We start from the raw sequence: 17,760 nt of genomic DNA on the forward strand, positions 1-17,760 counted from the left end.
ACACAGTCTGCGAGCAAGGAGCCGCGATCGCTAATGTTACATTGGATGTTAAAACAACTTACCGCAGCTAACCGCCTGACAATTCTTATTTATCATCAGGTATTAGCAGAGCCGGATCCATTATTCCCGGGTCAGATGCACGCCGCTCGCTTTGCGCAGCATATGGCATTGCTACAGCGTTATTTCAGCCCCCTGCCCTTATCAGAGGCCGTACAGCGCTTGCAACAACACCGCCTGCCCCGGGCCGCCGTTGCCGTTACCTTCGATGACGGCTATGCCAATAACCTTGATGTCGCGCTACCCATTTTGCAGCAATACGGCATTACGGCGACCTGTTTTATTGCCACCGGCTTTTCTGATGGTCAAAGCATGTGGAACGATATCATCAGTGACACCGTGCGCCACGCCACAGCATCGGCTAAAACTGCGGCACTTAACTTCACCGCCTTTGGCCGGCAACTGCCGCCGGCGCTACCGTTACAGGATGTTGCACAGTTAATCCAGGCGCTGTTAATGGCGGTTAAATATCTGCCCCCGGCGCAGCGTCTGGCCATAGCGCAGACCTTTGCCGCCGATAATGCCTTTAGCCCGCAACCCGTGATGATGCAGCCGGTGCAACTGCTGCGCTGGCATCAAGCCGGCATGGAGCTGGGTGCCCATACGGTTAACCATCCCATTTTGGCCACACTGGATGACAACACTGCCGCAACCGAGATTAGCCAAAGCAAACAGCAGTTGAGTGCGCTTGGCGTACCGGTCAACGGCTTTGCTTACCCCAATGGCCGCTTTGGCAAAGACTTTGGCCAGCGCGATATGGCACTGGTGCAACAAGCCGGGTTCGACTTTGCCGTGTCGACCAACAGCGGTAGCAACGGCGCACAACAAGATAAATTCGCGTTACGCCGCTTTACCCCCTGGGACACATCTATGTTGAAATTTCATGCCCGTCTGGCGCTGCAAAGCCGGAGGACCACCTGATGAGCACCCATTTGCAACACAGTGCCGCTTTAGTAGTGGGTTTATGCAGCCATGGTTTAGCCGTTAGCCGGGCGCTGCAAAGTGGTGGCGTAACGGTGTATGGCGTAGAGCAAAACCCGGATTTACCTGGCGCGGCAACCAACTCCATCCGGCGGTTGTTTCTGGTCGACAGCTTTGCCGATGAACAGTTAGTTCCGGCGCTGTTGGATATTCGCCGGCAACTGTCGCAGTATCAGCAGGTGGTGCTGTTTGCTACCAACGATAACCATGTGCGTTGTTTCGGTTTACAGCTGCAACAACTTAGCGCGGCCTTTTGCATCAGCTGGGCCGACAGCTGCCAGGCGGTGTTACGGCTGCAGAAGAAAAGCGAATTGGAACTGATTGCACGGCAAAACCGGTTGAACTACCCCAAATCTGCCGTACTGGCCGACATTGACAGCCTGAAAACGCAGTTAGCAGGGTTTCGCTACCCGGTCATTATAAAGCCGGTGCAACCGTTATCCTCTTTTAAAACTCAACTGGCGGCTAACCTTAGCGAACTGAGCGCACAGCTTATGCAGTACAGCGCCGATTTACCTATTTTGGCGCAGGAATACATTGCCGGAGGCGATACCAGCTTGTATTTCGGCGCCCTGACATTGGACCACGGCAGCACAGTGCAGGCCATGGCAGGCAGAAAGTTATCCTCATATCCGGTGGCGCGCGGCCAGACTACAGTAGCAGAAGTGGTGGATGAGCCTGCTGTGCTGGCGCTGACAGAGCAATTTTTTGCCGGCTTCAACCTGTCCGGCCCGGTATCGTTAGAGCTGAAAAAAGCACCGGATGGCAGTTTTTGGGTGATCGAACCCACAGTGGGCCGCACCGACTTTTGGGCTGAGCTGTGTATCGCAGCCGGTTTTAATCAACCACTACAGGAATTTCAACTGGCGTTAGCCCAACCGCTCAGTATCGGGCCACTTAACCACAATATCAGCTGGTTCGATGCCGAGCGGGCACCGCTGAGCTACTGGCAAGCGGTGTGGCAACAAAAAAGTTTGCGCCCTTACGGTAAACAGGCGGCTTTCACTTTTTTGCGTCGCTCAGATTTGGCACCGTTTTTCCGCGCCTGTCGCAACCTGTTAAAACGTTTAAGCAGAAAACATTTATGACGCCGGCTCAGCTGTTATCCGCGCCGCTGCAAATCAGCCAGATTTCTCTGGGTGCCCCGCTACCGCCGGCGCTTAGCCAGTGGTTAACCCAACATCAGCCGCATCCGCTATTTGCCACACCCGGCTGGTTTACCCATTTGGCCGGCTTTTTACAACAACGTACTGAAGGCCACAAAGACAGTACCTTTTATTGGCTGATTGTGTCGGTGGCAGATAGCATAGTGCTGGCAGCGCCACTGGAAGAGCACAGCAGCTTAGGTTATGCGCGGCTGCGCTTACTGAGCAATTTCTACAGCCCTATGCTTGAGCTGTTTTTCGATAACGCCGGCCTGAGTGCAGAACTGGCATGGCAAACACTGCTGCGGGCATTAACCCAGCTTCGCCCGGGTTGGCTGTCATTGCGACTTACCCCGCTGACTGAACTACAGCTGCAATGCATTCGCAGCAGTGCCGCACAGCAGCAGTGCAGTGCTTTTTCTTACCAGTTTTCCGCCAACTACCGTGCCGATTGCAGTAACCCGCAACTTTACTGGCAACAACGGCCGTCGCAACTACGCAATACCTTGCAGCGTAAAGCACGGCAACTGCAAAAGTACCCGCACCGTTTTGAACTCACCGCTCACCCCGCACAGTTACAAATTGACCACTACTGGCAAATTTATCAACACAGCTGGAAGCACCCTGAGCCGTCGAAAGACTTTATCAACTGGCTGTTTCAGTGGGCGGCAACCGAAGGTAAGTTGCGTCTGGGTTTGCTGTACATTGAAGAACAGGTGGTGGCGTGCCAGCTGTGGTTAGTGCATAACGGCACCGCCTGTATCTTTAAACTGGCGCAGGATATTAACGCTAACCGCTTTTCGCCGGGCAGTTTGCTAAGCGAATATATGATTAACCAACTGGCGCAACAGGACCAGATCCACAGTCTGGATTTCCTGCTTGGCGATGATGATTTTAAGGCGCTGTGGATGGATCAAAAACAGCAAATTTATGGCATGGAACTGCTGAACCGGCAATGTCTGAGCGGGCGTTTGTTAGGCCAGTTGCAACAACTGAAACAGCGGATAAAACACACCTTTAGCGTTGGCGGCCACCGTGATTAAGCCTTTTTATTTTGCCGGTTGTCGCGGTGCAAATTTTGTCTTCAGCTACCAACCCTCTGCTGAGCACGCCTTATTGCTGCTGCCGCCGTTTGGCGATGAGATGAATAAAAGCCGGCATCTGCTGACCAGGCTGATGCAACAGGCCGCCGATGCCGGTATCAGCAGTTACCTGATGGACCCTTACGGCACCGGTGACAGCATGGGCGACCTGGACCAGACCAGCGTTATCGATTGGCGCACCGATTTACGGCTGTTGTTGCAGCAACTGGCAACCCTGGGCTATAAAAAAGTCAGCTTTGTTGCAGTACGTTTTGGTGCCATGCTGCTGCTGGACTTGTTGCAGCACAGCTTGCCGTTACCGGTGGCGCAGTTAATCTTGTGGCAACCTCAGCTGGATACAGCCAGATTTTTGCAACAGCTGTGCCGGCTGAAAATAGCCGAGCAAATGAGTGGCGGCACTAAGATTAACCAGGCGCAGCTTGAGCAGCAACTGGCTGACGGCCAGCCCCTGGAAATTGCCGGCTACCCGATAAGCCCGGCGTTTTATCACAGCGTCAGCCAATTACACACCACGGTAGCTGCCAGAACAGCAAAACCGCCGCTGTATTGGTTTGAAGTATCGGCCTTTGCCAAACCCGGCCCGGCTGTACAACAACAAGTACAGGCGCTGTCTGCCGGTTTTGATGTGCAGTTGCAGCTTATCAACAGCGACCCGTTTTGGAGCACTCAGGAGCTGGTAGACGCGGCTGAATTGCTCCGTTGCTCGTTAGCCATACTGGAGCCATCACATGCTGACTGAACGGCCGTTGGTAATTGCCGCAGAGGCCACCTTGTTAGCTATCTTGCACGAAGGTAACGCTGATACCGGTGTGCTGATACTGGTTGGCGGCCCGCAATACCGCGTTGGCAGTCACCGCCAGTTTGTAAAGTTAAGCCGCGCGCTGGCTGAGCAACAGGTGCCGTCACTGCGGCTTGATTTTGCCGGCATGGGTGACAGCCGCGGTACAGCCGCGGCATTTTATCAACGTCAAACTGATATCAACGCCGCCATCGACTGTTTTTTTCAGGCTCATCCACAGCTGAAACGCATTGTGCTATGGGGGTTATGTGACGCAGCCAGTGCCGCCATGCTGCACTGCTACCGGCAGCAGGATAACCGCATTGCCGGGCTGGTACTACTGAACCCCTGGGTGCGCTGCACGGAAAGCCTCGCGGAGGTGAAGCTTAAACATTACTATTTACAACGTTTAACCGATAAAGCGTTTTGGCAAAAACTGCTTAGTGGTGGTTTAAACTTTGGCCGCAGCCTGCGTGATTTCAGTCATACCTGGCGGCAAAGCCGGCAAAAAAACACCGGCGCGGCAAAACACAGTCCTGCCACTATTAACCAGCACAACTACATTGGTTTTATGCTAAAAGGCTGGCAGCAATTTGACGGCGATACCTTGTTGATCAGCAGTGGCAATGATTTGACAGCACAAGAATTTTTAGCGCTGTGCCGCACCGATGCACGCTGGCAACAGCTATTGAGCAAAGCAGAGCACCACCACCTTACCGACGCCAATCATACCTTTTCTACCGCACAGTGGCGCCAACACGTAGAACAGCTTACGCTGGGTTTTGTGCAACGGCTGGCCGGCACAGATAAACAGGACAGTTAAATGCTGTTTAATTCCATTGAATTTCTGTTTTTCTTCTTACCGCTCACCTTGCTGCTATTTCACTATTTCAGAACAAGCGTATCAACACACAGTGCTATTTTTGTGCTGATAATAGCCTCATTGTTTTTTTACGCCTGGTGGCAGCCACTTTACTTACTGCTGCTGGCGGCCTCGGTGCTGTTTAACTTTTATATGGCGCAGGCAATTTACCGTTATCGTAAAAACTGGCTGACTATTACCGGCGTTAGCGTCAATTTGGCTGTTATCGGCTACTTCAAGTACAGTGTGTTTTTTGTCAATAACCTGGCTGCTGTCGCCGGGTTTGAATGGCAGGCTGAGCAGATCTTACTGCCATTAGCGATATCATTCTTTACGTTCCAGCAAATAGCTTATTTGATTGATGTAAAACGGCATTATGTAATAGAGCACAGTTTAACTAACTATGTGTTATTTGTTTGCTTTTTCCCGCAGCTGATTGCCGGTCCTATAGTGCACCACAGCAATATGATGCCGCAGTTTCGCCGGCCTGAGCGCTTGCAACTGACTGCAAGCCATTTTGCCATCGGTTTCAGTATCTTTATTATTGGCTTATTTAAAAAAACCGTGCTGGCCGATGGCATCGCTGTTTATGCGAATCCGGTTTTTAACGCCGCTGACAGCGGCAGCACGCTGGATTTTTTCAGTGCTTGGGGCGGCGCTCTTGCTTACACTTTTCAGTTGTATTTTGATTTTTCCGGCTACTCTGATATGGCTATTGGCTTGGCGCTGCTGTTTGGTATTGCCTTGCCACTTAACTTTAACTCGCCGTATAAAGCTCTGAATATTGTCGATTTTTGGCGCCGCTGGCACATTACGCTGTCGCGGTTTTTACGTGACTATCTATATATCAGCCTCGGCGGTAACCGGGCCGGTTTTTTACGCCGCTACAGTAATCTGTTAATCACGATGATCCTGGGTGGCTTATGGCATGGTGCCGGCTGGAACTTCCTGATCTGGGGCGCACTACACGGTAGCTACTTAGTGATAAACCATGCTTTTGGTCATGTGCGCCGCACCAGCCTTGGCTTTATCCGCGACATTTGGTTCAGCCCTTTTGCCTGGCTTATTACCTTTGTCGCCGTGGTTATCGGCTGGGTGTTTTTCCGGGCACAAAGTTTAGCCGGTGCCGGCGCCATGCTAAAGGCCATGCTGGGGTTAAACGGCATAACACTGCCGGCCGGCATTATGGCTAACCTGCCGGGCTTACAGCCGGTGTTTGATTTTTTTGCTGTCGGTGCTGTCGCCGGTGGCGGCCTGGTGTTTGTCAAAACCTGGTTGTGGATCTTTGCTTTGCTGCTGATTGCTCTGACAGCCCCTAATGTATATCAACTGTTTTATGCCCGGCTGGCCGCTGAAACCAGTGAAGGTGTGGCCGGCACAACCAACAGTAAGCTGCAATGGCGACCCGGCGTACGCTGGGCGCTGCTGCTTGGCGCCATGTTGGTGTTATCGTTATCAACTCTGGGCCAGATCAGTGAATTTCTGTACTTTAATTTTTAACAGGCATCCGTAATGAAAAAGTACCTTCTGCTTCTGCTGCTGGTTACTCTGGCAGGTATTGCTGCGGTATCCGCATTCAGTTACCTGATCGATCCTTACGGTATCTACCGCCATAGTGCAGACAACCCACTGTTTGGCCGCAAGGTGGCCGCCGCAGATAAGGGCCGCACCATTAAGCCTTATCAGGCAATGCAACTGAACCCGGCGACTTTATTGGTTGGTAATTCCAGAGTCGAAATAGGCCTGCCGGTGCAGCATGCTTTTTATCAGGACGCAGCTGTGTATAACCTCGGCTTACCGGGCGCCGGCATTGCCATGCAGTACGACTATGCCTGGCATGTGCTCCGCTCCCGCGGCTCAGTAAAGCAGGTAGTGATTGCATTAGACTTTCTTGATTTCACGTCAAGCCGGCATAATATCAGCACGCAGCCGGACCGCAGCCAGTGGCAATCAAGGTTGCGTTATCATCTGGGCAGCCCCGATATTGCACAACAGCACCACGCCTTTTTGTTAAAAGAACGCCTTAGCCTGCTGTTTTCAGCTACGGCCCTTGGTGATACGCTGTACACCGCCTTTGCGCAAACGCAACAAACCAACGCCCTTAATACTGCCGGTTTTAACGATGGCGGGGTTTATTATCAACAGGTTGCCACTGAGGGCTTTAGTGCGCTGTACCGGCAAAAATCGGCGGAGTTGGCACAGCGACTGGCAGCACAGCCATTATTTGTCAGCACACAAAGCCATCATTTCAACACGTTGGACACCTTTATCCGCTTACTTAAAGCTGAGCAAACAGACATTTATTTGCTGATTAACCCGTACCAACAGCCCTATCTGGAGCAACTTACTGCCCATCAGTTAAACGCTGAGCTGGCTATCTGGAAACAGCATTTGCAGCAGTTGGCAAAGCAACATCAGCTGGCCTTGTACGATTTTGCGATTGCCTCGCCACCGGTAATGAACGTCGTTGATCTTGCCAGCAAAACAGCCTCCGACAGCCCTTATTTCTGGGAGCCATCGCACTACCGGCCGGCACTGGGCAGCTTAATGCTGGATGTGCTGCACAGCGGACAGTGCCGGCAGCAGTATCTGTTGTGTGACAAATATTCAGACTAGTATTTCAGTCACTGCCGCATGGCCGAGAAAATCTTGCGGGCTGGCGGTAGGGCCATAGGCGCCGGACTGGTACACCACCACCCAGTCGCCGACATCCGCTTTTGGCAACATAACTTTATCCGCCAGAATATCAAGCGGAGTGCACAGCGGGCCGACTATTGTGACCTGTTCCTGCTCATTGCTGATTAAGCAATTACCAATGGCTACCGGATAGTTCTTGCGGATCACCTGGCCAAAATTACCGGAGTTTGCCAGGTGATGATGCAAGCCGCCGTTACACACCAGATAAGTGGTTCCGCGCGACACTTTTTTATCCACCACCTGACACGCATAAACCCCGGCTTCTGCCACCAGAAAACGGCCCAGCTCAATCACCAGTTCAACGCCGCTGAAATCATCATGGTACTGCTTTAATAGCGCATTAAGCGACTGCCCTACCGGGGTTAAATCCAGCCGTTTTTCACCGGCAAAATACGGTATACCAAAACCCCCGCCCAGATTAATCAGATCCGGCCGGTACGGGCAAGCTGCCACTAATTTTGCCGCCAAAGCAAAGGTATGCTGGTGCGCTTCAATTAATGCATCGGCTTTTAAGTTTTGTGAACCACAGAAAATATGAAAGCCACGCAGCCGCAGCGGCATAGCACCAATGTCGGCCAGTACGGCAAACACCTGCTCTTCGTCTATACCAAAGGGTTTGGCTCCGCCGGCCATTTTCATGCCGGATGCTTTGAGCTCAAACGCCGGGTTAACCCGCAGCGCCACTTGCGGCGTACTGCCACACTCCAGCCCCAGCCGGCAAATACGCGCCAGTTCGGATACTGATTCCACATTCAGCGTTACGCCCAGTGTAATAGCAGCACTAAGCTCGGCATCCGTTTTGCCGGGCCCGGCAAAGCTAATGTGCTGTACCGGCATGCCGCTTTGTGCCGCCAGCAGCATTTCTTTTTGTGAGGCAACATCAAAACCGTCTACCAGTGGCTTAAGGTGTTGCACTACCGGCCAGTAGGGGTTGGCCTTTACCGCATAGTGCAGTTTTATCCGCGCCGGCAGCGCTTGACGAAAGCGTTGCACCTGCTGCGTAATAATGTTGCGATCATAGGCATAAAACACGGCTTTATTCAGCATGCGGCTGATGGCGCTCAAGCTAAAACCACCGACTAACAGGTGGCCGTTGTGCTGCGCAAACTGTGACATCGCTTCATGTTGTGGTAACTGCGCGGTAGCGCTTGTCATGTCACCGGCTGTTGGAGCACTCATAGTGTTTCCCCGTTAAAATAGTCGCGGTACTGCTCTGCCAGCAATTTTCGGTCAATTTTGCCGTTGGCATTCTTAGGTAACAGCGGCAATGGCAGCAGTGCTTTGGGCAGCATGTAGCCGGGCAAGGCGCGCTTTAATTGCTGTAACCAATCAGCCGTATCCGGTTCCTGCTCTGCTTTAACGACATACAACACCAAAATGGCCTGCCCCAGTTCCGCATGGTTTACACCGATAGCGGCAACATCAACCAGTGCGGGGCTTAACCGGTACACCGTCTCTTCCACTTCGGTCGGACTGACCCGGTAGCCGGAGGTTTTAATCATTTCGTCACGCCGGCCAATAAAGTATAAAAAGCCATCTTCGTCATAACGCACGGTATCACCGGACCACACTGCCGGTTGTTGCAGTTGAATACCTTTGGGTGCAACCGGGTCAAATTTAAAACGCTCTGCGGTTTTTTCCGGTGCATTCCAGTACCCCAGGCTAACCAGCGGGCCGCGATGCACTAACTCACCAGGCTCATTCGGCCCGCACAAGCTGCCATCTTCCCGCACCACCACAATTTCAGCATTCGGAATGGCTTTACCCATCGAGCCCGGCCGCTTAGTCAATTCAGCCGGGGCTAAATAAGTTGAGCGGAACGCTTCTGTCAGGCCATACATTAAATATGGCTGCGCCTGTGAAAAAATTTGCTGCAGTTGTGCTAATAAAGGTTGCGGCATAGCGCCACCGCTGTTGGTCAGGTAACGCACGCTGTCTGTGCTGCCAGCCGGCCAGTTTGCCTTAGCCAGCTGCGCCCATAACGGCGGCACCGCCGCTATGCCGGTTACGCCATGCTGCTGCACGGTGCGGACCACGTCCTGCACAAAGAAGAAATCCAGCAGTACCACAGATGCGCCGGTTAAAAAGGCGGTGGTTAACTGGCTTAAGCCATAATCAAAACTCAGCGGTAACAGCGCCAACAGCACGTCATCCGGCGTATTGTGTAAATAGCCGGCGACACTTTGTGCTCCTACCAACATATTGCGGTGCGACAACACCACGCCTTTGGGCTTACCTGTACTGCCGGAAGTGTACAAAATAGCGGCCATATCAGCGTCTGTACTGTGCGCATAAACTTGCAGCGCTGCGCCGTTGTGCTGTGCGCTAAAGGCTTTAATCTGAATATGCGCCAGCGGCTGCACATCATCCGCGCTGCCATCTGTCAGCAGTACGGTATGTAAGTCACTGCATAAATGCAGCTCATCGGCCAGGCTTGCCAGCCGCTCTTTGCTGGTGATCAACAAGCGTACATTGCAGTCTTGCAAAATATGCCCCACCTGGGCGGCTTTGAGCCCGGCATTTACCGGTACAAACACCGCGCCGGCCATGCTGCAACCAAACAGGCTGCTCACCGTTTCGAATTGTTTTGGCAGATACACGGCTACGCGGTCAAAGCGTTTTATATCAGCTTGTTGCAAACACTGCGCCGCGCTTACCACCTGAGCTTGCAGTTCAGCATAAGTTAATACGGCCTGTTTAAAGTACAACGCAGGACGCTGGGGAAAACGCGCAGCGGATTGGGTAATAATATCGTGGATATTTTTGGTCATAGCATCCTTCAGACCTTTCACTTTTAATCCCTTTATGTGCAATAATAAAACAGTTTTGCACAAAATCCGACTGTAATTTAGCCGCCAGGCCAATTTAGTTACTGCAACATGGATAAGCAAATCAGGGAACCGTATCAGTTACTTAAGGAAAAGCAGCATGTCTCATCAGCAGTTACTGGCAGAAATCCTCTGCGCCGTATTACAAATTGACAGAAAATTTGACCATGACACCCCGTTGCTCGGTGCCATTGCCGAGTTTGACTCCATGGCCGTTATCGCCGTAATTACTGAATTAGAACAGCAATTAGGCATTCAAATTGACGACGATGAAATCTCCGCCGAGGTGTTTGAAACCTTCGGCCACTTAAGTCAGTTTGTTGCACAAAAACAAGCCGCCTGAACATCGCAGCACTAAGTTAAAGTCAGGCCGGCAACCACATTAAAAGGAAACAGTATGTCTGGTTTTTCACGTGTTTCAGTTATTGGTTTAGGTTATATCGGTTTACCCACAGCCGCAGTTATTGCCTCGCGTGGTGTCGAGGTGCTGGGTGTTGATGTCTCTGAGCATGCGGTAAACACTATTAATCAGGGCAAAATTCATATTGTTGAACCTGATCTGGATATGTTGGTACAGGCCGCCGTTACTACCGGCAAGCTAAAAGCATCATTGACACCGGAGCCGGCAGAAGCCTTTATGATAGCGGTGCCCACACCGTTTAAAGACAATAAAAGCCCCGACCTTAGCTACATTAAAGCTGCACTGGAAAACATCGCGCCGGTTATCGCCAAAGGCAATCTGATTGTACTGGAGTCTACCTCGCCCGTCGGCACTACCGATAAGATCTCAGAATGGCTGGCAGAGCTGCGGCCCGATTTAGTTATGCCACACCAGGACCCGGATAAAGCCGACGTTTTTATTGCCCACTGTCCGGAGCGGGTGCTGCCCGGCCGCGTGTTGCAGGAGCTGGTCAGTAATGACCGTATTATCGGCGGCATTACCGACCGTTGTGCGCAAAAAGCGGTGTCGCTGTATAACTTATTTGTTCGCGGTGAATGTTTACTCACCAACGCCCGTACCGCTGAGATGGCAAAACTGACAGAAAACTCATTTCGCGACGTCAATATCGCTTTTGCCAATGAGCTGTCGATGATTTGTGATCATCTGAAAATCAATGTCTGGGAGCTGATTAAGTTGGCCAACCGCCACCCGCGGGTAAATATACTCTCGCCGGGCCCGGGCGTTGGCGGCCACTGCATCGCGGTTGACCCCTGGTTTATTGTCGACTCGGCACCGGAACAGGCACAAATTATCCGCAAAGCTCGCGAAATCAACGATAGTAAACCACACTATGTGGCAGACAAAATCAGGCAGGCGGCCGATCAGTTCAAAAAACCGGTTATCGCCTGCTTAGGCTTAGCCTTTAAAGCCGACATTGACGATTTACGTGAGAGCCCGGCACTGGATATTGCCATGTCACTATTGACAGACAATATCGGCGAAGTGTTATTGGTAGAGCCTAACATTAAGCAGCTACCGGCAAAGTATGCCGACTATGCTGCGCAGTTAACGCCGCTACCCCAGGCCTTAGAGCGGGCCAATATCCTGGTGGTGTTGGTTGATCACAAACAGTTTAAAGCGCTGCATCCGGTGGATGTTGCAACCAAAGTAGTTATTGATACCCGGGGTATTTTTGGCTAACTGAGACTATACAACTACAGGGAGTGTAACGATGAAAAGAACCACTATACTGGCCAGTGCTATTGCACTGGCTTTACTCAGCGGCTGCGGCAGCAAAGACGCCACAGAGCACTACAGCGATGCGCTGAATTATATCGATGCTAAGCAATACAGTGCGGCAGTAATTGAACTAAAATCAGCTATTCAGCAAATGCCGGATAATGCCGACTATCGTTTTGCGCTGGGTAAACTGTATCTGCAGATCGGCGATGCCGTATCAGCCGAAAAAGAGCTACTGCTGGCTAAAGCCGGCGGCATCGATGTTGAGCTGGTTACGCTGCCACTGATACGGGCCAGTTTTCTGGCCGACAATTATTCTGCGATACTGTCGCGACACCCTGATGATGAAGCATTGCCAGCGCAGTTGCAGGATTATGTGCAGCTGTATAAAGCCTTATCAGAGCTTGAGTTAGGCTCGGCTGAAAATTCTTTGCGCTTATTTTCCGGCCTTGCCGACAGTGACAAAGCCGATGTCGCCGCCTTTTCTCAGGCTAATTTGTTGATCCCCGGCGCTAAATATCAGGATGCTTTCGATCTGTTGGCAGTTATTTCAGCAGAACATCCGCATTTTGAGGAAACGCTGTACCTCAAAGCTAATCTGCTACTGGCGATGGAAAAAAATGCAGAAGCATCAGGCCTGCTGCTGGACTATATTAAGCTACAGCCACGCCAGCTGAAAGCCCGGTTACAAGCAGCCCAGGTGTTGGTTAAGCTTGAACAGTATCCGGCAGCTCAGGCACAGTTAGACTATATTTTAAAAGCTGCACCCGACCAACCCTTTGCCAACTATCTCGCCGCTGTAACGGCGCTAAATAATGAGAACTTTACTGCAGCCAAAGAGTTTGCCGATAAAGCCATTGCAAAGGGGTATCGTACTCCTCAGGCAAGGATCCTCGCCGCAGTGGCATCGATAAGATTAGGGCTGGAAAGTCAGGCCTTACATCATCTGACATCAGTGGCACCACATTTAGATGCTTATCCACAGTTAGAGCGGCTTTATATCGCACTGCAATTAAAAGAAAGCAAAGCCGATGATGCACAGAAAACGCTGCTGGATATGAACATGACAGACGCCGATATCCAGTTGGTTGCCGGCACGGCGTTGAACCTGGTAAAACAAGGTAATACTGCTGCGGCACGCGAGCTGGTATCGAAATACGAAAGCAGTATGTCGGGTGAAGCACAAAGCTTAAGTTCACTTGGACAGTTAAGAATGGCGATTCCGGGAGAAGAGCTGGCCGCCATCCGGGATCTGGAGCGCGCCCTGCTGCTGGATCCGGGTATGCATGACACCCGCTTAGTGCTGGCTGCAAACTACCTGAAGAACGAACAATTCGATAAAGCCGACCAGTTGGCGCAAGAGTGGGTAAATAACCCGGAAAGTGCAAACTTAGGTTATAACCTCAAAGCCTACAGTGCCTTGCTACAGAAAGATGTTCCCGCAGCCAAATCTATGTTGGCCAGTGCTGCCGAAAGCGCCCCCGACAATCCGTTAACCTTGCTGCTGCAAGCTACGGTGGCTCAAGTTGAGCAGGACTACCCTTTAGCTATCCAATTAAACAACAAACTTTTGCAAGCCAGGCCCACTTATTTGCCGGCGCTACGCCAGGCCTACGCGCTGGCAAGGCAAAACAAAAACACCGCTGCGATCCTGGCGACTGCACGTGAAACGCAACAACGTGAGCCGGATAATTATCCGCTGCGCTTAACCGTTGCACAGTTGTTTCAAATGGAAGGAAAAGCAGACCAGGTCGTAGCATTGCTTGAAAAAACACCGGCCGATAATAGCCAGCGCCTGCCGGCACATTGGACCATGTTGATTGAAGCCAATGTTAATTTGAACAAGGCCGCAGATGCACTGCGTCTGAGTAAAAACTGGCACGAGCAGGACCCCGCAGCATTTCAAGCAGCTGTTATTTATGCCAACTTACTGCTCAGACAAAATAAGCCGCAAGAAGCGCTACGGGTAGTACAGTTGCAACAAAGCCGTTATCCGGACAATGTACAGCTTCGCATGACGCAGATTTCTGCACTGGAAGCTTTGCAGCAATACAGTGCCGCCACCGATGCCTTAGCCAAATTACCGGAAAAAATACGCGACAATGCTTATAATCTGGCACTGAAAGGACGGCTGCTGTTATTACAAAAGAAACCGACACCGGCATTAGAAGCCTTGCTGCAAAGCTATGACCTGCAACCGGCCAACTCTACCGCTACCGTGATTGCCGATTTATATGCTAAAGAGTATTCATTTCGCCGCGGTATTGAATTTATCGAACAGCACATGAAAGACCATGAGCCATCAGATATGATGCAGTCTTATTACGCGAATTTGTTAATGCAATCTGATCCGCAAAAGGCACAACAGATCTATGCCTCTTTGACGGAAGCTCAGGCAAACAACTTTATTTTCCTGAACAATTACGCCTGGTTACTACTCAACGATAACAAAGTTACCGAAGCAGAAAAATATGCCAGGCAAGCACTGGCACTGGCACCGGAAAATCCCGATGTTATCGACACCTACGGTACAACTCTGATGCGTCTTAACAATACATCAGGTGCCATAGCACAGTTTGAGAAGTCGTTGTCACTGAGGCCAGGCAGCAGTGATGTACAGCTAAACTATGCCGAAGCCTTGTTGATGGCAGGCAAAACAGCCGAAGCAAATAACATATTGCAACAAGTAAAATCTGACGACCGGAAAGTTAACCAACGCCTTGCCGAATTGCAGGCAAAAGCCAGCCAATAAACTGAAAGACCAAACACGACAGCAATTCTGTCGTGTTTTTTTACAACTAAATATGCACATAAAAAAGCCGGTCTAAGACCGGCTTTTTAGTTAGTGATTAAACTCAGGCTTTTTCAGCAGCTTTACGTCTGCGAGCTGTAGCACCTAAACCTAATAAACCCAAACCTAAGATAGCAATAGATGCAGGCTCTGGTACCGCAAAAATGCCGGTTGCGTTAATATCTGTAGTACGGCTTAATGTTTCACAATCTGCATCATCGCAGGTTGGTACATAGTTAAAATCAACGTTAAAGTCCATACGGAAATTAATAACCGGTGGCGGTGCTAACTGGCTTAACTGATAAAATGACATACCGGAATCACCATCGGTAAAGAAGTTATCAACAAAGGCATTACCACCGGCATACCAGTCATAATTCACTTCCATAAAGAAAATCACATTTGGCGAAAATGGCTGTAATTCAGTACCAACCAGTTGCAACTCCAGCACTTTTTGGCCATCATTTGCGCTGCCCGGATTTGCTAAGTCAGTGAAGAAAATCTCTAAAATACCCGCGGTGAAATTAGGCACTATCGCATCGCCAAAATCCACTAAACCGTTATTGTCAGCATCTAAAGTACCGTCTGGCGCAAATGGGAACACACCATCAACAAGCGTCGCACTACCGCTAAAGTTGTAGTTAAAGCCCAGTTGCCAGTCGGTGTTGTAGTTCAGTGAAGTGCCACCAAAAATAGGCACTAACTCACCAAACCAACCACCGCCAACGTCATTAAAGCTAAGTGGCGCACCAATCAGATCATCTGCACCACTCACTGCACCGGCTCCCAAACCGTGGCTATAAGTAGAGGTTACCGGAATATTGCTGGCACCCAGCGCTTCAAATAAACCTGTAGTACCGTAATCATTGGTAATGCTGATATCCCCTGCCTGGGCGGCTCCGGCAGCGCCAAGTAAGGCGGCAGCGATAAGAATCTTTTTCATAGTAACTCCTTGTTAAACTCTGTAGTCATATACAACACACCTAACAAAGCAATGACCATGCCATAAAAATATTTTAATCATATTCAATAGGTTAAGTTGATGATATATGACCTGAGCCAAGTAACTGATAAAAAAGCTGACACTAGCTGTTGACAATTTTTTTTGCGATCCGAAACATCAGCCGGGGCACCAGACCGGCATTACCAAAGGGCCGCCAGGTTTTTACCAGTTTGTTGCGGTAAGCATCAAAATGCAGGCCGTAAGGAGCACATAGGATATCTCCTCTGCCCAGCAGAATTTTCAGCACATAGGTGCCGGCGATGCCGGCGCACAATTGCACTGCCATTGGAGTTGAAGGACCACGCTGCTGTTTAAAGCTCACCCGGCTTTGATCAACCAGATAGCTGCGTTGCAACATAGCAGGTGACAAGCCAATCAGGAATTGTATAAGTTGATCTTCTCTGCTGCGGCCATTAAAACGAAAGTACTGTTCAAAGCTCATTGCGCCTGGCATAAAACATAAAAAGGCACAGCCCATGCCTAAAGGCGCAGCGGTAACCACCGGAATGCGCTTATCGTGACATTTCTGAAACACTAACTGCCGTGCTTCCAACGCAAAAAAATCCAGGCTGTCGACATAAATATCGGCATCCTGCAAAAAAGCGTCGACATTATCAGCATTGATACCCTGTTCAAAACTGTTAATTTCAGCTTCAGGATTAATATCCCTGAGCATTCGCTCCATTACCGTCACTTTGTCTTGCTGTACGGTAGACATAAAAGCGCCCACCTGACGGTTAAAATTGTGTACTTCAAACTGGTCAAAATCTGATAAACGAAACTTACCAATACCAAGCCTGGCCAGCGTTAAAGCATGTGCCCCTCCTACCCCGCCTGCACCGGCTATCGCTACGGTAAAATTACGCAGCTTTTGCTGCTCAGCCAGCGTTACCCAGCCAATATTGCGCGAAAACGCGGTGTTGTAGTCAAACATTGCCATATTCCCTATGTGTAGTCCGGCATAACGGCTAATGTGCGGCAATAAGTTTAGGCGAGAATACTGCGCCGGAAGAAGGTGAACCCGGTTTTTTCAGTTCAAACAAGTCACGCTCTATTGCCTGCAGCAATTTCAGATAACCCTGGCTCAGGGTTTTTTTCAACTCTCTGGAGTCAATATAGTATGCCGCCCGCTTACCATGAAACTCTATCGGTTGACCCAATTGACGAAACATAATGCCAACAAAGCTTAAGCTTCTGGCCAACCTGGGCTCCATCATGACAAACACATGGTAGCGCTTGGTCTTATAAGACATGGCGGCGGCAGACAAATATAAGCAGACAGCAATATAAGGGAAACAGCGTAGTTCAGTTTGCGAGAATACCTGTTCGTTAATGGCGCCGGTGGCGGCACCGGCATGTTTATCAATTTCACGTTTCCGGAAGGCCGCCGGTACCGCTAGCCTGGAGATTTCACACACCTCATGCCTGGCATATTTCATTGGCGAAATATCGGTGTCGGTTAACGCATGTGAGCAAAACTGCTCTATCGGCAACAGTTCATGATCTTGCGCCGAAGTAATTAACCGCACGGTACCGGCCAGATTGTTGGAACTGATATGGCGAACAAAACAATGAATTGCCCTTAAATCAAACTCGTCTTTTTCTTCATAGGTTTCTTTTACATCTTCGAAATGCAGCTCTTCGCAGTACACATTGTGGCGTAATTTGTATACTTCATGCCGCAATTGGTCTGTGTCGGCAATTTGCGGTTTCAGGTATTGCGAAAAGTGTTCCGAAATAGTCTTTGCATCATTGCTGGCCAGCGACGCCATGGCTTTTTTCACCACACCACCAATAATAGGTTTATCTGCCAGCGCTTTTAAACGTTTCATAA

15 protein-coding genes are annotated in these 17,760 nt (G+C 50.4%); 10 read left to right on the plus strand and 5 right to left on the minus strand.

What is annotated here, in order from left to right:
- Nucleotides 1-33 precede the first annotated feature (33 nt).
- From ACTZWV_RS09500 to ACTZWV_RS09530, 7 genes are read left to right on the plus strand one after another with little or no spacing between them, the layout of a single operon-like run.
- Nucleotides 34-978, plus strand: a complete 945-nt coding sequence (locus ACTZWV_RS09500) for a polysaccharide deacetylase family protein (protein WP_444786313.1) — start codon at nt 34-36, stop codon at nt 976-978.
- A complete protein-coding gene (locus ACTZWV_RS09505; protein ID WP_444786314.1) occupies nt 978-2,126 on the plus strand; it encodes a hypothetical protein in 1,149 nt (382 codons plus the stop codon). Before ACTZWV_RS09500 ends, ACTZWV_RS09505 begins: the two co-directional genes overlap by 1 nt.
- Nucleotides 2,123-3,226: a GNAT family N-acetyltransferase gene (locus ACTZWV_RS09510; protein ID WP_444786315.1), complete on the plus strand. Its 1,104-nt coding sequence runs from the start codon at nt 2,123-2,125 to the stop codon at nt 3,224-3,226. Before ACTZWV_RS09505 ends, ACTZWV_RS09510 begins: the two co-directional genes overlap by 4 nt.
- Nucleotides 3,219-4,025: a glycosyl transferase gene (locus ACTZWV_RS09515; protein ID WP_444786316.1), complete on the plus strand. Its 807-nt coding sequence runs from the start codon at nt 3,219-3,221 to the stop codon at nt 4,023-4,025. The genes ACTZWV_RS09510 and ACTZWV_RS09515 overlap by 8 nt, the downstream gene beginning before the upstream one ends.
- Nucleotides 4,015-4,887: a hydrolase 1, exosortase A system-associated gene (locus ACTZWV_RS09520; protein ID WP_444786317.1), complete on the plus strand. Its 873-nt coding sequence runs from the start codon at nt 4,015-4,017 to the stop codon at nt 4,885-4,887. Before ACTZWV_RS09515 ends, ACTZWV_RS09520 begins: the two co-directional genes overlap by 11 nt.
- Nucleotides 4,888-6,426 carry an MBOAT family O-acyltransferase gene (locus ACTZWV_RS09525; protein ID WP_444786318.1) on the plus strand — a complete coding sequence of 513 codons (1,539 nt, stop codon included), beginning with the start codon at nt 4,888-4,890 and terminating at the stop codon, nt 6,424-6,426. It abuts the gene before it with no gap.
- Nucleotides 6,427-6,438: 12 nt separating this feature from the next.
- Nucleotides 6,439-7,542 carry a hypothetical protein gene (locus tag ACTZWV_RS09530; RefSeq protein ID WP_444786319.1) on the plus strand — a complete coding sequence of 368 codons (1,104 nt, stop codon included), beginning with the start codon at nt 6,439-6,441 and terminating at the stop codon, nt 7,540-7,542.
- Here the strand turns inward: ACTZWV_RS09530 and ACTZWV_RS09535 are convergent.
- Nucleotides 7,534-8,802 carry a pyridoxal-dependent decarboxylase, exosortase A system-associated gene (locus tag ACTZWV_RS09535; RefSeq protein ID WP_444786320.1) on the minus strand — a complete coding sequence of 423 codons (1,269 nt, stop codon included), beginning with the start codon at nt 8,800-8,802 and terminating at the stop codon, nt 7,534-7,536. The two genes, ACTZWV_RS09530 and ACTZWV_RS09535, sit on opposite strands and share 9 nt — an antisense overlap.
- Complete coding sequence (locus ACTZWV_RS09540; RefSeq protein WP_444786321.1) at nt 8,799-10,394, minus strand: acyl-CoA ligase (AMP-forming), exosortase A system-associated; 1,596 nt, start codon at nt 10,392-10,394, stop codon at nt 8,799-8,801. The genes ACTZWV_RS09535 and ACTZWV_RS09540 overlap by 4 nt, the downstream gene beginning before the upstream one ends.
- Before the next feature lie 157 nt (nt 10,395-10,551).
- On the opposite strand from ACTZWV_RS09540, the gene ACTZWV_RS09545 reads away from it, so the two are divergent.
- Genes ACTZWV_RS09545 through prsT form a run of 3 tightly spaced genes read left to right on the plus strand, consistent with a single transcriptional unit; the run spans nt 10,552 to nt 14,884 of the window.
- A complete protein-coding gene (locus ACTZWV_RS09545) occupies nt 10,552-10,794 on the plus strand; it encodes an acyl carrier protein (protein WP_444786322.1) in 243 nt (80 codons plus the stop codon).
- A 54-nt stretch (nt 10,795-10,848) separates the two neighbouring features.
- Nucleotides 10,849-12,093: a UDP-N-acetyl-D-mannosamine dehydrogenase gene (wecC, locus tag ACTZWV_RS09550; RefSeq protein WP_444786323.1), complete on the plus strand. Its 1,245-nt coding sequence runs from the start codon at nt 10,849-10,851 to the stop codon at nt 12,091-12,093.
- Between the two features lie 31 nt (nt 12,094-12,124).
- Nucleotides 12,125-14,884: an XrtA/PEP-CTERM system TPR-repeat protein PrsT gene (prsT, locus tag ACTZWV_RS09555; protein WP_444786324.1), complete on the plus strand. Its 2,760-nt coding sequence runs from the start codon at nt 12,125-12,127 to the stop codon at nt 14,882-14,884.
- A gap of 103 nt (nt 14,885-14,987) precedes the next feature.
- Here the strand turns inward: prsT and ACTZWV_RS09560 are convergent, their stop codons facing one another.
- The 3 genes from ACTZWV_RS09560 to ACTZWV_RS09570 form a co-directional block, all read right to left on the minus strand.
- Nucleotides 14,988-15,866 carry a PEP-CTERM sorting domain-containing protein gene (locus ACTZWV_RS09560; RefSeq protein ID WP_444786325.1) on the minus strand — a complete coding sequence of 293 codons (879 nt, stop codon included), beginning with the start codon at nt 15,864-15,866 and terminating at the stop codon, nt 14,988-14,990.
- 142 nt (nt 15,867-16,008) lie between these two features.
- On the minus strand, nt 16,009-16,866 hold the full coding sequence (locus ACTZWV_RS09565) for a ThiF family adenylyltransferase (RefSeq protein WP_444786326.1): 858 nt from the start codon (nt 16,864-16,866) through the stop codon (nt 16,009-16,011).
- Between the two features lie 28 nt (nt 16,867-16,894).
- On the minus strand, nt 16,895-17,758 hold the full coding sequence (locus tag ACTZWV_RS09570) for a PEP-CTERM/exosortase system-associated acyltransferase (RefSeq protein ID WP_444786327.1): 864 nt from the start codon (nt 17,756-17,758) through the stop codon (nt 16,895-16,897).
- Nucleotides 17,759-17,760 lie beyond the last annotated feature (2 nt).

The organism is Rheinheimera sp. NSM, from assembly GCF_052380015.1.
Taxonomy (GTDB): domain Bacteria; phylum Pseudomonadota; class Gammaproteobacteria; order Enterobacterales; family Alteromonadaceae; genus Alishewanella.